The 13,181-nt window shown below is 48.7% G+C and carries 14 protein-coding genes; 9 read left to right on the forward strand and 5 right to left on the reverse strand.

What is annotated here, in order from left to right; all coding sequences use genetic code 11:
- Together VSS37_RS08260 and VSS37_RS08265 are read right to left on the reverse strand one after the other, a co-directional pair.
- Positions 1-2,815: chitobiase/beta-hexosaminidase C-terminal domain-containing protein (locus VSS37_RS08260; protein ID WP_324694359.1), on the reverse strand; the 2,815-nt coding region annotated here is incomplete at its 3' end.
- Positions 2,812-4,008, reverse strand: coding sequence for a Tle-like phospholipase domain-containing protein (locus VSS37_RS08265; RefSeq protein ID WP_324694360.1), 1,197 nt, complete (start codon positions 4,006-4,008; stop codon positions 2,812-2,814). The genes VSS37_RS08260 and VSS37_RS08265, both read right to left, overlap by 4 nt.
- A 321-nt stretch (positions 4,009-4,329) precedes the next feature.
- On the opposite strand from VSS37_RS08265, the gene VSS37_RS08270 reads away from it, so the two are divergent.
- On the forward strand, positions 4,330-4,983 hold the full coding sequence (locus VSS37_RS08270) for an NBR1-Ig-like domain-containing protein (RefSeq protein WP_324694361.1): 654 nt from the start codon (positions 4,330-4,332) through the stop codon (positions 4,981-4,983).
- A gap of 341 nt (positions 4,984-5,324) precedes the next feature.
- On the opposite strand, the gene VSS37_RS08275 is transcribed toward VSS37_RS08270, so the two are convergent.
- The gene (locus VSS37_RS08275; protein WP_324694362.1) at positions 5,325-5,702 is read right to left on the reverse strand and encodes a YbhB/YbcL family Raf kinase inhibitor-like protein; all 378 of its coding nucleotides are present in this window, start codon (positions 5,700-5,702) and stop codon (positions 5,325-5,327) included.
- 69 nt (positions 5,703-5,771) lie between these two features.
- A complete protein-coding gene (locus VSS37_RS08280; protein WP_324694363.1) occupies positions 5,772-6,437 on the reverse strand; it encodes a YbhB/YbcL family Raf kinase inhibitor-like protein in 666 nt (221 codons plus the stop codon).
- 398 nt (positions 6,438-6,835) lie between these two features.
- Between VSS37_RS08280 and lpxL the strand changes: the two genes are divergently transcribed.
- The 6 genes from lpxL (at position 6,836) to VSS37_RS08310 (ending at position 10,729) form a co-directional block, all read left to right on the forward strand.
- Positions 6,836-7,789: an LpxL/LpxP family Kdo(2)-lipid IV(A) lauroyl/palmitoleoyl acyltransferase gene (gene lpxL / locus VSS37_RS08285; protein ID WP_324694364.1), complete on the forward strand. Its 954-nt coding sequence runs from the start codon at positions 6,836-6,838 to the stop codon at positions 7,787-7,789.
- Positions 7,756-8,247 (forward strand): FKBP-type peptidyl-prolyl cis-trans isomerase, encoded by a 492-nt coding sequence (locus tag VSS37_RS08290; protein ID WP_324694365.1) that lies wholly within the window; start codon positions 7,756-7,758, stop codon positions 8,245-8,247. The genes lpxL and VSS37_RS08290 overlap by 34 nt, the downstream gene beginning before the upstream one ends.
- 47 nt (positions 8,248-8,294) lie before the next feature.
- Positions 8,295-8,789 carry a thiol peroxidase gene (gene tpx / locus VSS37_RS08295; RefSeq protein ID WP_324694366.1) on the forward strand — a complete coding sequence of 165 codons (495 nt, stop codon included), beginning with the start codon at positions 8,295-8,297 and terminating at the stop codon, positions 8,787-8,789.
- 166 nt (positions 8,790-8,955) lie between these two features.
- Positions 8,956-9,510, forward strand: a complete 555-nt coding sequence (locus VSS37_RS08300; protein ID WP_324694367.1) for a hypothetical protein — start codon at positions 8,956-8,958, stop codon at positions 9,508-9,510.
- Positions 9,511-9,613: 103 nt separating this feature from the next.
- Positions 9,614-10,018: an SCP-2 sterol transfer family protein gene (locus tag VSS37_RS08305; protein WP_324694368.1), complete on the forward strand. Its 405-nt coding sequence runs from the start codon at positions 9,614-9,616 to the stop codon at positions 10,016-10,018.
- Positions 10,019-10,105: 87 nt separating this feature from the next.
- The gene (locus tag VSS37_RS08310) at positions 10,106-10,729 is read left to right on the forward strand and encodes a DUF302 domain-containing protein (protein ID WP_324694369.1); all 624 of its coding nucleotides are present in this window, start codon (positions 10,106-10,108) and stop codon (positions 10,727-10,729) included.
- 10 nt (positions 10,730-10,739) lie between these two features.
- Here the strand turns inward: VSS37_RS08310 and VSS37_RS08315 are convergent, their stop codons facing one another.
- Complete coding sequence (locus tag VSS37_RS08315) at positions 10,740-11,183, reverse strand: hypothetical protein (protein ID WP_324694370.1); 444 nt, start codon at positions 11,181-11,183, stop codon at positions 10,740-10,742.
- A gap of 299 nt (positions 11,184-11,482) precedes the next feature.
- Here VSS37_RS08315 and VSS37_RS08320 point away from each other — a divergent pair, with 299 nt between their 5' ends.
- Both VSS37_RS08320 and VSS37_RS08325 read left to right on the forward strand, forming a co-directional pair.
- Complete coding sequence (locus VSS37_RS08320) at positions 11,483-12,676, forward strand: ammonium transporter (protein ID WP_324694371.1); 1,194 nt, start codon at positions 11,483-11,485, stop codon at positions 12,674-12,676.
- Positions 12,677-12,764: 88 nt separating this feature from the next.
- Positions 12,765-13,154, forward strand: a complete 390-nt coding sequence (locus VSS37_RS08325) for a PGPGW domain-containing protein (protein WP_324694372.1) — start codon at positions 12,765-12,767, stop codon at positions 13,152-13,154.
- The last annotated feature ends 27 nt before the right edge of the window (positions 13,155-13,181 follow it).

Below are 13,181 nucleotides of genomic sequence, written 5' to 3' on the forward strand. Positions count from 1 at the left end.
TTGGGATGGCCGGTTCCGTCACGGTCAGGTTGGCCCAGCCGGACACCTTGTCGGCTGCATTCCTCACCTGGAATTGGTAGGTTCCCACCGCACCTGGCTTTAGCAGGAAAGTAATCCTGTTTGCCGTGACTGACTGGATATTCTCCGCCGGGATGGCTGAGTTGTTGCCATTGGGCAGTTTCACCGCAATGGTTGTGCCTTCGATGAAGTTGGAGCCTTGCAAAACAACCGGCGCATCTGTAGTGGATTGCTCCAAGGTTGCCGGAGCAATGCTGCTGATAACCGGGGTTAGAATTGCGGCTGCCTTGAACTCGACCGAGAAGCTTTTCAGCACCGTACCGCCGGATTTGTCCTTGACCACGCCGCCATCCTTAACCCCAGCAGCACCTGTGGGGGAGCAACTGAAATGCGTTTGCATGGTGGCAGGCATTCCCGGTAGCGGCGGTGGAGGGGGTGAGAATGGCGTCCCGGTTTTCGGGTCGCTGGTCACTTTGGTGACGTTGGCGCAATCCGGGATGTAGAACGCCAAGGTATCAGGCAGGTTGTAACCGGTTACGGTAAAGACAGTCACTTCGCCCAGAGTGGCTGCCAGCGGGTCTACCGTCGTCACGGTTGGGGTATTGCTGATAATGAAGGTTGCCGATAATACCTTGCTGTTTTCCAGCCCTGGCGCTATTGCGACCAGTTTCAGGGTGGCGGACTGGCTGATGGTCAATGTCAATGCGGCAACAGGGGATTGCGCGGTGGGTGTGGAGCCGTCCAGTGTGTAGTGGATGACTGCATTCTCGCCTTCGTAAGAGAAGACCATCACGTTTACTGCGTTGTCCGAAGTGCCTCCATTGGGTGAAATTGAGGGGGCATGGGCGGTTTTGACCAGTGGGTTTGTGCCGTCCTGAAGTTCAATTTCGTTGGAAATGCCATCACCGTCTTTATCAGTATCGGTGTTATCGCCAATTCCGTCGCCATCTGTATCCAGCCATTCGTTCGGATTATCTGGAAATACATCTTCAGTATCCAAATATCCATCAGCATCTCGATCTTTGGAGTCTTCGCAAGTAATAGTTAAGTATTTCCCCTCACTACCAACGGCGATTATACGTTCCCCATCAAAATCTAGATCATATATCTCAGTTCCAAGCGTTCCTTGGGCAGAAGTCCATAAAATTCCATCCCCACTTTTTAACGAATTTTGAATACCTGGCAAATAGAACAACTTTGAAAAGCCATCCCAGTATATACGTTTACTAGTCGCAGCAACCCCAGTATATGACCAATTGCTACCATTTTTTCTATATACTTTTGCGCCAGCTTCAATAATTGAGCCAACACTGACTAAAACAGCATCCTCGTTGCCTGCTACTTGCCAAATGACTTCATTAGTGCCAGAAGTCTCTTGCGTCCAATCTTCACCATCGTAGCTATAAAGAATTACCCCTTTATCACCAACGGCATAAAACCTATCTTTGATCCATTCTACGTCCAAAAAAGTATTTGTCATACCAATTGGAATACTAAACCAAAACTGTCCATCAGTACTTATCGCTATTCCGCCATTGCTACCAACTGCAACATACTTTTCACCGTTCCATGCAATTGATGTCAAGGTGAAAGGCAGATCTGTATTGTACTTTTTCCAATTTGAGCCATCTTCACTTATGTAGAGGCTTTTTCCAAAAGCACCCAGTACATTAAAAAACTTTCCATCCCAGAGTACATCAGAAAAAATTTCATTAGGTTCTGATACCATTTGATTCCAAATGATACCGTCATTGCTTGTATATATACCTCCAATACCGGATGAAACATATACCAGCCCATTAAATTTAATAGATGCCAAGGATGAAGTATTTACTCCATTAGATAGAAAATAAATATCGTCAAAACTACAAAATGCACCATATTTTATTTTCTTAACAATGGGGCGATAAGCCAACCCATTATATGTAATATCTAATGTATAATTATAGGTTACATTTCCCAATAACTCCGAAGGAACATAAGTTAAGACAAAATCTCCATCAGCTTCTTCCAAGTTAACATCGGTAAGAGGCGATTTGTTATTAACTAACGCAACTTCTTTTCCTACCGATCCATTTTGCCCGTAAGAAATTTTCACATCATAGGGCAGGCTGTTTTTTGGCAAAGAATATTTTATGATTATTTTTTTCTCAAAAACATCGAATGATTTAACTTTAAGAATGGGATAATCATCAAAACGGGCTGGATTCGAGCTATTTTCATATTCTAGCAAGTTAGAATAACCATCCCCATCAGAATCAATAGATGCATCATTTTCAGACAGCAACAAGCTGTAACCCATCTCCCAGTAATCAGGAAGCAAGTCTTTATCTAAATCACTTTTTCCAGAGTAAAATAAAAAATTTTCTCCATAATAATCATTATTGCTTTCAACTAAGTCATTGTCAGAGTATGCATTACAATATGGAATATAAGTTCCGAAGCTGATTTGATTTAGTGGAATATCAATGGATAAATTCTCTACGGTGGAAGGTGCTATTGTGTAATTGTATTCATTGCTTTGTGCAATAATTTGATTATCTGAAAAGCTCCTGACCCCACAATGAAAGCTGACATCTCCAGAAATGCTGCCCTTATTGCCCAATACGCCTTCAAACTTAATTGTTTTATTGACTGGATTGAACTTACTTATTATATCAATGTAAAAGTCGGCACCGTCTTGTTGCTTAATAATATTTTCAAGCTCATCACATTTTGCAGGCGAAGATAGCAAAACCAAAATAATAGCAAGAATTAATCTCCAGAAAACAACATTTTGACAAAATTCTTTATTCACTTTATCACCTTAGCTCTAGGATCATATTGCCAATACCAAAACCAACTTGAACAAATATCTTTTATGTTAATATTGCTTTTATACCATTGATTATCGTTCCACCTATACTTCAATCCACCACTGCCATCTTTTTTTATCGCTACTCCACTAACAAACTGACCATCAGTTAACTGACACATCGCGTCATCGGCTTGATCATAAAAACAGGAATATGGATTGCCAATAGGTTTTCCAAATAGATTTATTGTCGATGAAAGACTGGGATTTATTTTTGATAAATCAATAGTATTAAATGTAAAAGAGCAAGCATCAATATAATATTTCGCCAAAGAATAATTATTGCTGACCAACAAATTTAAACTAGACAACATTCCATTCATTGTATGGTATTCAGAAACGATAGTTTTATATTGAATACTATCAGGAACAGCTCCAAATGCTGAAACAGGATCTTCAACGCCATTATAATACCCAACAATATTAATCACTTTGGTATTTTCAACATTTGCAAATTCGCTTTCAACTCTGTTAAAAATCGCACTACCAGCCGTAAATAACCATGTGCCCGCTGCATTGAAAGTATAAGCATCTTTGCCTCTAGCTAATGAGACATATTTAGCTAAACCACCGCCAAGACTATGTCCTGATAAGATAAATGTGTATCCATTCTTGCTATATTTGTTAAAAATTTCGTCGAAAAACTCCAATGCTTCTTTGTATTGCTTTGGTATTATAATATCTTTGCCAATCATATTAGTATAAATTTGAGGTTTTCCATTATTCCAATGCGTTGTCCAAACTAACGGCTTGAATGGGAGTTTTGGAATTAAATTCTCTCCAAATATCGCCTTATAGTTTGTTAGCCAATCCTTTGCTGACAACATATCAGTTCCTTGAAATACTATGACTATTTGCTTTTTTACATCATTCTTATAAGCACCAGCATGAAACCCATTCAAATTCACGGAAAGACAAACTTCATCATTTACCCCTAAATTGTTTTTATTATAAGAAAGTAATGTCCCATAAGTGTTAACTTTGCTAGGACCAACTTTAAAACAATACTCATCGCCTTTGCTCTCATCAACCAAAACCCATTGCCCAATACTTTTCTCACTCGAATATATTGCTTTACTAAGTTGAGCATAATCTAAAGCTTCCCAAGCAATCATTGGTGTTATATCTTTTTTCACGACAGTCAATGCGTAGCAGTTCGATGCCGATAAATAGATCAACCATCCTAACAATATTAGGGAGTATTTTGTATCTGATGCTCTATCAGGAATTACCCACGAAAACCAAGTAGTCCGAACAATTGCTAGAAAAAAAGTACAATGCGAGCATACGGCTCGAAATTTCACGAAACTGCCAGCCATCACCATACCCCATAATCAGAAGCTATCAGTAAATTGGTAAAATCGAACGTAACATTAATTTTTATAATGTTAAACAACTAAGAATTCGCTGTTGACAGGTTGTATACTGTTGTACACAGTAACTTTTTAGTTGACAGCATGGACAACGGTTTCGGTTCTTTCATCCGCAGCAGAACGCAAGAGAAAAATCTATCTATTAGTCAGTTAGCAGAGCTTGCAGGCATCAACCGCAAAGCCTTGTATAACCTGCTGGACGGCAGCGTAGGCGAGACAAAATTCAAAACGCTGACCAAACTCGCCATCGTCCTCGACATGCACCCGATGGAATTGTTCAGCGCCTACTTCGAGTCGATAGACTTCGCCTATGACGGCAACATCACCGCAGGCCGCACCGACACCCTGATCGAAAGCGACGACATCGGCTTCATTGATGACGTAACGATGCCGGACGGCAGCACCGTTTCCGTCTGCACCACCTTCGACAAAATCTGGCGCATCCAGAACACCGGCAAAGTCCACTGGCAAGGCCGCAGTCTCATCTGCGTCGACGAATTACTCGAAGTGCGCGGGATGGATGGCAGGCGTATGACCCACGGCCTGCGCACCGCCCGCAAGCAATACTCAGTACCTGACGTAGCCCCTGGCGAACGGATTGACCTCACCATCACCTTCACTGCCCCAGGCTACGCTTGCTCAGTCATCTCCTGCTGGAAAATGGTCGACGCTGACGGGGAATTCTGTTTCCCCAGCAATGAGCCACTCTCCTGCATGGTGCGGGTGATCTCGCTCTGACGAGCAGAACCGCTTTCCACCATGCCGACACCATCCTAAAATTGATGTGGTTAGACTATTCCAGACACACGAAGCTAGGCATCGTTGTTGTGAACCGTGGAAAACCTTATAAAACAAGCAACCAAACCATCGTGCCCTGCCGAATTTATCGAAACCGATTACAACCAGGTTCGTTTGCACTCTGCCAATGGCTACCGCGCCCCGATTGATTCTGAGGCAGATTTTTACCAGCAACTCGCTTATTGAAATGCCCACTTTTGATGGAGTAGATCAGATTTTTGCCATACACAGGGATAAAAAAGCAAAGCCAACATAAATCTGGCTTTGCTAAAATTTAAACCTTATAAAGGAAGAAACTCTACCTCTCTAGGCCCATAAACCCCTCTCAAAGTTGTTTCACCTAATACATGCCCATTTATAGCAGACAACAAGGTGGACTTAGTTGCCGGAACCCCGCCAAATGTCAAGACGCCAACGTCAAGATCCAATGCATAAAGCTTAAATTCATAAGTATGCTGACTAGGAGGACATGGGCCACCATATGTTGTCGAACCAAAATCATTTACCCCAACACTTATCGAAGCAGGAGCAATCCAGCCATCAGGTAAAGATGTAGTGCCCGCAGTAGGGCTTTCAAGGTGATAAATTGACCGCATATAAATCAGACATTTACGATTGATATAGATTGATTTTTGCTCTCTCTTTGCTTTGATGTTCACTGCCCATGAAAGTAGGGTTCGCAGCCAAAATCAAGAAATCAGGCACTTGCAGAGGACAAATGACCGTGATCAATTCTTCACCTTGAAAGCCCTAGTGCCCGCAGGTATGTTATAAAAAATCCCATGAACAAACTCATGTCCCGGCCACTCAACTGGAACACTTAAATCTTCCATAATCAAAGCAAAACTTTTTGTTCCATTCGGCACATTATCCCACATTAAAGAGGGAAACTTACCTGATCCATACGCAGCATCCCAACCTAAAGCTTTATTTGCATCACAAGTATACTCGACAGGGAATGCTCCTCCATTCACCAGCACCGATGAAGTCAATGAGAAAGCATTGACAGGTGGCGTAACACCATTCCCTGTTTCCGCAGCGGCAGTTTGGTAAGTTGGCGTTGGGTCAATATCAATAAAACCACTACCTTCCATAACAACTCCGTCACCCCCTGTTACTGTAACGGAAGCAGTTTCAGGCTTGCCATTGAAAGAAATGTAACACAATTCCTTGCCATCCTTCCAATCATCAAATACTAGAAAATGGCCTTCCGACACCTCCCAATTCGGAGTGCTGTCCTGAGGTAAACTGGTACACATAATCCCAGCAGCTATTCCTGTAAACTCAGGCCATGGGCCAGCAAAAGCCGCTTTCCCACTTAAACCCAGAACGACTATAGACGAACACAACAATTTACCCAAATGTTGTTTAAAATATTCGTTTCTAACAGACATGACTAATGACACCTCGCATATTAAATCAATAAAGGCAAAGAAATACATTGACCCCTTTACAAGGGACAAAGCAAAAATTAAAGTATGAAATTTATTTCACCCGAAAACGGCAAATTTCCTTTCACCCAAGAAAATTTGCACGCATGATTTAGCGTATAGCCTAACTAAAAAGCCCGTACTCCCATGAATCACCATTTAAAAAGCAAACCAACCATAACAAAAAAAATGTCAACCAAAAACAACATTATGCATTTTTTACGGCTTTTTTATAAAACAAAGTTATCGATATAATTGATTTTTTCAAACATTCTTAATTTTTATGAGACAGTTCTCCACTCCTATGGTCGGCAAACTACTTTTTCACTAACATGAACCGTTTGCAACGCATTGGATTCTCTGTGGAAAAAACCTCCGGCAAACAATTCCTGCATCCGCGCCACTGGCCGACCTGGTTCGGGCTGGGGCTGCTGTGGCTGCTGACTCAACTGCCCTGGGGCGCGCAGATGTGGCTGGGCAAGCAGTTCGGCCTGCTGATGTTCCACTTGCTGCCCAAACGCCGCCAGATCTGCTGCATCAATCTGGAGCTGGCCTTCCCGGAACTCACGGCGGCAGAGCGCTTCCGGCTTAACCGTAAACATTTCATCTCCCTCGGGCGCGGCCTGCTGGAAACGGCCCTGAGCTGGTGGGGAAATGATGAAAAACTTGCCCGCCAGACCCGTATCGAAGGCATGGAGCACCTGCAAGCCGCCATGCAGCGAGGCGGCGTGGTGCTCCTCAGCGCCCACTTCACCAGCCTGGAGCTGGGTGGCCGGTTGCTGGCGCAACACATTCCGCTGCATGTCATCTACCGCCCGCACCAGAACCCGCTGATCGAATGGCGCGTCGCCCGGCTGCGTTCGAAACGCTACGGCAAGGCGATTCCGCGCGACAATATCCGCGACATGATCCGCAGCCTGCAACAAGGCCATGTGGTCTGGTATGCGCAGGATCAGAATTTCGGCCACAAGAACAGCGTGTTCGCGCCCTTTTTCAACGTGGAAGCCGCCACCAACACCGCCACCAGCCGCCTCAGCAAGCTGGGCAAGGCGCAGGTCGCGCCCTTTTTCACCCTGCGCACCGAGACGGGTTATCTGCTGAGATTCCTGCCAGTACTTGAAAATTTCCCTGCAACATCCATACTGGACGATACAACAAGGATTAATCACATCATTGAGCAACAGGTGCGCGAGTTCCCCGCCCAATATTTGTGGACACACCGCCGCTATAAGGATAATCCCGGCGGTGGTGACCGATACATTCTTTATCCCAAGGAAAACCGATGCAAATCGCACAACACACCGTGGTCACCATGACCTATACCCTCACCAACGACAAGGGCGAAATTCTGGATCAGGCGGACGCTTCCCATCCTTTCGCCTACCTGCATGGTGCCAGCAACATCATCGCCGGGCTGGAAAAACAGCTCACCGGCAAACAGGCCAATGACAGCATGACCGTCACCGTGCCACCTGCGGAAGCTTACGGCGAATACGACGAACGCATGACCCAGAAAGTGCCGCGCGCCATGTTCCAGGGCATCCCGGAAGAACAGATCGTGGCTGGTGCGGAATTTCACGCCCAAACGGCGGCGGGCAACCAAGTCATCCGCATTTCCGCCGTTGACAATGACAGCGTCACCATCGACGCCAACCATCCGCTGGCGGGCGTGCCGCTGACATTTGACCTCACCATCCTGGAAGTGCGGCCCGCCACCGCCGAAGAAATCGACCATGGGCATGCCCACGGTGCCCATGGCCACCATCACCATTAAAAATTTCATAAAACAACTGTTTGCCCACAACCCAACTGGAGACATTCATGGCCACCATCACCCTGCAAGGCAACCCAATTGAAACCAGCGGCGAGCTTCCGGCTGTCGGCAGCGCTGCCCCCGCCTTCACCTTGACCAAAACCAACCTGTCCGATGTGACCCTGGCTGATTTCGCCGGTAAAACCGTCATCCTGAACATTTACCCCAGCGTGGACACTGGCACTTGCGCCACTTCCACCCGTAAGTTCAACGCGCTTGCCAGCAACCTTCCAGACGTCGCTGTGCTGTGCGTTTCCGCAGACCTGCCCTTCGCCCACAGCCGTTTCTGCGGCGCGGAAGGGCTGGAAAACGTTGTCTCCCTCTCCACCTTCCGCCACCCAGATTTCGGCACGACGTATGGCGTCATCATCACCACCGGAGCATTGGCTGGCCTGCTGTCCCGCGCCGTTGTCATCATCAAGGATGGCAAGGTCACTTACACCGAACAAGTTCCGGAAATCGCCCAAGAACCCAACTACGACGCGGCGTTGGCGGCAATCTGAAAACCGCTTGGCGAGCAATCAGGAAAGCCCGCCTTGTTGCGGGCTTTTGCTTTTAAAGCTTAAAATTCAACCACATCACGGCAAGGCCGTCATCTCTTTACTACACTCCGGCTCGGCGCTCAGAAATATTTTAAACCCACGTTTGTGCGCAGCGCAGGAGTCAAACATGAAACTGACAGCCTTAATCTTATCAGCCATCATCACTGGCGTTGGCAGCGCCGCCGTATGGGCCGCCGATTGTGTCTCATCCTTTTATTGCTATGGGGGAACCGCCGACAGCGTCACCCGGGTGGCGACCCGCCCGCCGCCGATCCCCCCCCCCAACCCGCGCGTGGCCCAACAGCGCAGACAGCAGCAGCTTGCATTGCGGAATGACGCCTCGACCCCACGCACGGCCAACAACACAACGCATACAACCCCGCGCACAACAACACGGGCGAACGTGGGTGCCACATCCGCCCAAGGAGCCAGCCCACGCGCCACCCAACCGCCACAACAGCCGCGCATCACTACCCGGACACCGCCAGCCCCACCGGCGCGCGCCACCGTCCGTCCCATTCCCCGCCAACCAGCGGCAAACATAACCAACTGCCAGAAGCTGAACGACAACGCAGCCCAACTGGAAAGCCAGGCAGTCATCGCCTCCAAACAGGGGGATCGGGACAATTCCGTCAGGCTGTTCAGGGAAGCGGCCAGGCTGCGTGGGCAAGCTTGCCGCTAAATCAAACGAATGCTGAAGCGGCATCGTTCAAACCCGGCAGGCTTACTGTTACACTACAACCGTCATCATGACTGACTTCATAACACGCATTAGGAGAGGAACAATGCCACAACTTTTTTCTGCTGAATGGATGAACGAACTCAAGGATCTGTGGAACGCTGATCCTGACGTCAAGGACAAACTGGCGGCCATCAATTTCAACTCTGTCATTACCTGCGGCCTTAAAGGCGAGGCCAAACCGCTAGGCGTATTCGTGGTGGAAAACGGTGAATGCGTCCGCGCGGGTGCTTACGATGGCGAAGCGCCGGACTGGGATATGCGTGCAGACCGCAAAGACTGGTTGAAATGGACTAAAGATCCTCTCGGCATGGTTGGCTTGGGCACCGCCTATACCTTCGGCAAGCTGAAATTCCTGGTGGGCGATTATGGTGCCATGATCAAGAACCCCGCCATGGCTGGCCCGTTCATCAAATCTTTCGCCTTGATGGCAAAAATCGACACGCAATAAATTTTCAACACAAATGGAATAATTCGCATAGAAAAGCCATCAACAGGTGGCTTTTCTTTTTTTACCGCTAGTCAGGAGACACACCACATGAACCTTATCCGCAACCTTCTCGCCATCATCGGCCTGGTCGCCATCATCGGCGGCGCATTCGCCTATACCAAATTCGCCCCCATGATGAGCCAGATGGAAGGTGTGGACATCCCCGCCGAAAAAGCCGCGCTCGACAAGCTAGACCCCAAAGCCAAAGACGTCTACCTGGATATGTGGAAGAAGCTGAAGGAAACCGGCAATTCCGCCGACGCCACGGTTGTCAAATTTCCGCTGGCGGATGGTGTCACCCCAGCTGACGCCGAGCAAACCATGAAAATGGTCGCCAACGAACACAATATCAAGGCGGTTGGCGAACTGCCGTTATCTGAGCAGGTCAAGCTGGAAACTGGGCAGGATCAACGTTTCCTGAAAATCTTCCAGTTCTGCAACCCACAGACCGCCATGAAAATGGTGGAGTTCAGCGATGCGTTTGCCGCCTATCTGCCTTGCCGGGTGGCGCTGGTGCAGGACAAGCAGGGCAAATACAACCTGTACTCACTGAACATGGACATGATGATCTACGGCGGCGCTCCCCTGCCTCCAGAACTGCATGATGAAGCTGTCAAAGTCCAGGAAATCATTACCGACATTATGAAACGCGGCGCGGCGGGCGATTTCTAACACCCTTACCTCAGGCGTGGGGGGAATCATCCTCCCCCCCACCTGAACCAAAAATCACCCCTAGCGCAATCAGCACCATGCTGGCGTACCATAACCAGAAACCTGCCCCCAATTGCACGATGTGCATGCTGACGTGCCGCCCCGGAATGTCTTCAAACCAAAACGCCTGCCCTGCCAGAAACACACCCACAACCGCCAGTGCTATCGCCCGGTTAGGCTGCTGCTGCATCAGCAACACACCCAACAAGCCAAGCAAATTGGCGTACCAGGCAAACTGGAACAAGGCAAACCCTAACCACCCCGTCACCAGCACCCAATATCCCATCACCACGCCATTCGTGGTGTAAAAAACAACCTGGCTTAGGGAAATCACCCACAGCAACCCGCCCAGGAACAAACTGATCCCAGGCATCGAAAACCAGACTGGCCGTATAATCCGAACTAATGTATCCATGACACTCTCTTGAAAAATATCCTTTTTCTTCTTAATCATATACGCAAAGCGAAATTGCACGAAAGGATTGGGCAAAACCTATACGCAATTGTAAATATTCATTTTTAGTGCATTCAATGCACCAAAATAGCACAGTCAAAATAAAAATCCCCACCGTTGAGAAGACAATGCCTCAATAACGGCGAACATGCATCAAAACCCAAAACAATCACCAAATTTGTGCGCAATACCTCTAGCCATTGCTTGGCAGATGCTTATGATGGTGCGCTTTGCTGTTTTTGCGTTTAGAGGTTACTGGAATGGAGCAAATTGTACCCGCTTTGGATACCCTGTTTGTCCTGATTGGCGCCGTCATGGTGCTGGCGATGCACGCGGGCTTCGCCTTCCTGGAAGTCGGCACGGTGCGCCACAAAAATCAGGTCAACGCCTTGGTCAAAATCATTACTGACTTCGCCGTTTCAACCATCGCCTACTTTTTTATTGGCTATATGGTTGCCTACCATACGGATTTTTTCAGCGACGCTGGCACATTGGCGGCCCAGAATGGGTATGAGCTGGTCAAGTTTTTCTTCCTGCTGACCTTCGCCGCCGCTATCCCGGCCATCATTTCCGGCGGCATTGCGGAACGGGCAAAATTTTACCCACAATTAGTGGCGACATTCGTGATTGTGGCTTTCATCTACCCATTTTTCGAGGGCATGATGTGGAACAGCCTATACGGTGTGCAGGATTGGCTCAAGAGCACTTTCGGCACCCCCTTTCATGACTTTGCAGGTTCTGTAGTCGTGCATGCCATGGGCGGCTGGCTGGCACTGGGCGCGGTCATCCTGTTGGGGCATCGCCAAGGCCGTTACAACAAGCAGGGGCAACCCATGGTGGGGCATCCACCCTCCAGCATCCCGTTCCTGGCATTGGGTTCTTGGGTGCTGGCCGTTGGCTGGTTCGGGTTCAATGTGATGTCAGCCCAAAAAATTGGCAACATCAGCGGGCTGGTGGCAATCAACTCCCTGATGGCGATGGTTGGCGGCATCCTGGCCGCCCTGTTCGTAGGCAAAAATGACCCCGGTTTCGTCCATAATGGCCCGCTGGCTGGCCTAGTCGCCGTATGCGCAGGTTCTGACCTGATGCACCCGCTGGGCGCGCTGCTGGTCGGCGCAGTTGCAGGCGCATTGTTCGTCTGGGCGTTCACCCTCACCCAGAACAAACTGAAAATTGATGATGTGCTGGGCGTATGGCCATTGCACGGGCTGTGCGGCGCGTGGGGCGGCATTGCGGCGGGCATTTTCGGCCTGAAAATGTTCGGGGGGACGGGTGATGTCAGTTTCGGTTCGCAATTGGTCGGCACGTTGCTCGGAGTGGCCATCGCCACGGTGGGCGGCTTTGTGATCTATGGCATCCTCAAGGCCACGATGGGTATCCGCTTGTCGCAGGAAGAGGAATACAATGGTGCGGATCTGAGCATCCACATGATCAAGGCCAATTCGGATACCTGAAAACCCTTCGGAGTAACAGGTTTCACCCCATAGCCTAGGTGGAATTGCGTAGAATAAACCCCATGACTGATAACCATGGGGTTTTTCTTTGGAACAGGCTTTTATCTGGCTGGGAGCGGTTTCCGCCATCACCTTCCTCTTTTCACTGCTGATGCTGCCGTGGTTTGTTGGCCGGATTCCGGCGGACTATTTCACCCGCCCGCGCGATCCGCACCGCTGGCATATCCTGCTGCAACCGCGCGCCATCTTGCGCAACCTGTTAGGGCTACCGATCATTCTGGCGGGCATCGCCATGCTGGTGCTGCCGGGGCAAGGCATCCTCACGATCATGGTAGGGCTTGGCGTGATGAGTTTTCCTGGCAAGTTTGAGCTGGAAAAATGGGTGATCACCCGGCGTGGCGTCCTGAAGGCGCTCAACTGGATCAGAAGCAAAGGAGGGCGGCCCCCGATTGCCGCCCCTGACGCCGGAACGGGGTAAACCGCCGCCCCGGCGTTGTGGCGGGCG

It is taken from the genome of Candidatus Thiothrix phosphatis, from assembly GCF_035668035.1.
Lineage (GTDB): Bacteria > Pseudomonadota > Gammaproteobacteria > Thiotrichales > Thiotrichaceae > Thiothrix > Thiothrix phosphatis.

Excerpts from the sequence above, each read along its gene's own strand:
- VSS37_RS08270 (WP_324694361.1), top strand. The coding sequence starts at position 4,330 with ATGGACAACGGTTTCGGTTCTTTCATCCGCAGCAGAACGCAAGAGAAA.
- VSS37_RS08280 (WP_324694363.1), bottom strand. The coding sequence starts at position 6,437 with ATGTCTGTTAGAAACGAATATTTTAAACAACATTTGGGTAAATTGTTG.
- VSS37_RS08290 (WP_324694365.1), top strand. The coding sequence starts at position 7,756 with ATGCAAATCGCACAACACACCGTGGTCACCATGACCTATACCCTCACC.
- tpx (WP_324694366.1), top strand. The coding sequence starts at position 8,295 with ATGGCCACCATCACCCTGCAAGGCAACCCAATTGAAACCAGCGGCGAG.
- VSS37_RS08300 (WP_324694367.1), top strand. The coding sequence starts at position 8,956 with ATGAAACTGACAGCCTTAATCTTATCAGCCATCATCACTGGCGTTGGC.
- VSS37_RS08305 (WP_324694368.1), top strand. The coding sequence starts at position 9,614 with ATGCCACAACTTTTTTCTGCTGAATGGATGAACGAACTCAAGGATCTG.
- VSS37_RS08310 (WP_324694369.1), top strand. The coding sequence starts at position 10,106 with ATGAACCTTATCCGCAACCTTCTCGCCATCATCGGCCTGGTCGCCATC.
- VSS37_RS08315 (WP_324694370.1), bottom strand. The coding sequence starts at position 11,183 with ATGGATACATTAGTTCGGATTATACGGCCAGTCTGGTTTTCGATGCCT.
- VSS37_RS08320 (WP_324694371.1), top strand. The coding sequence starts at position 11,483 with ATGGAGCAAATTGTACCCGCTTTGGATACCCTGTTTGTCCTGATTGGC.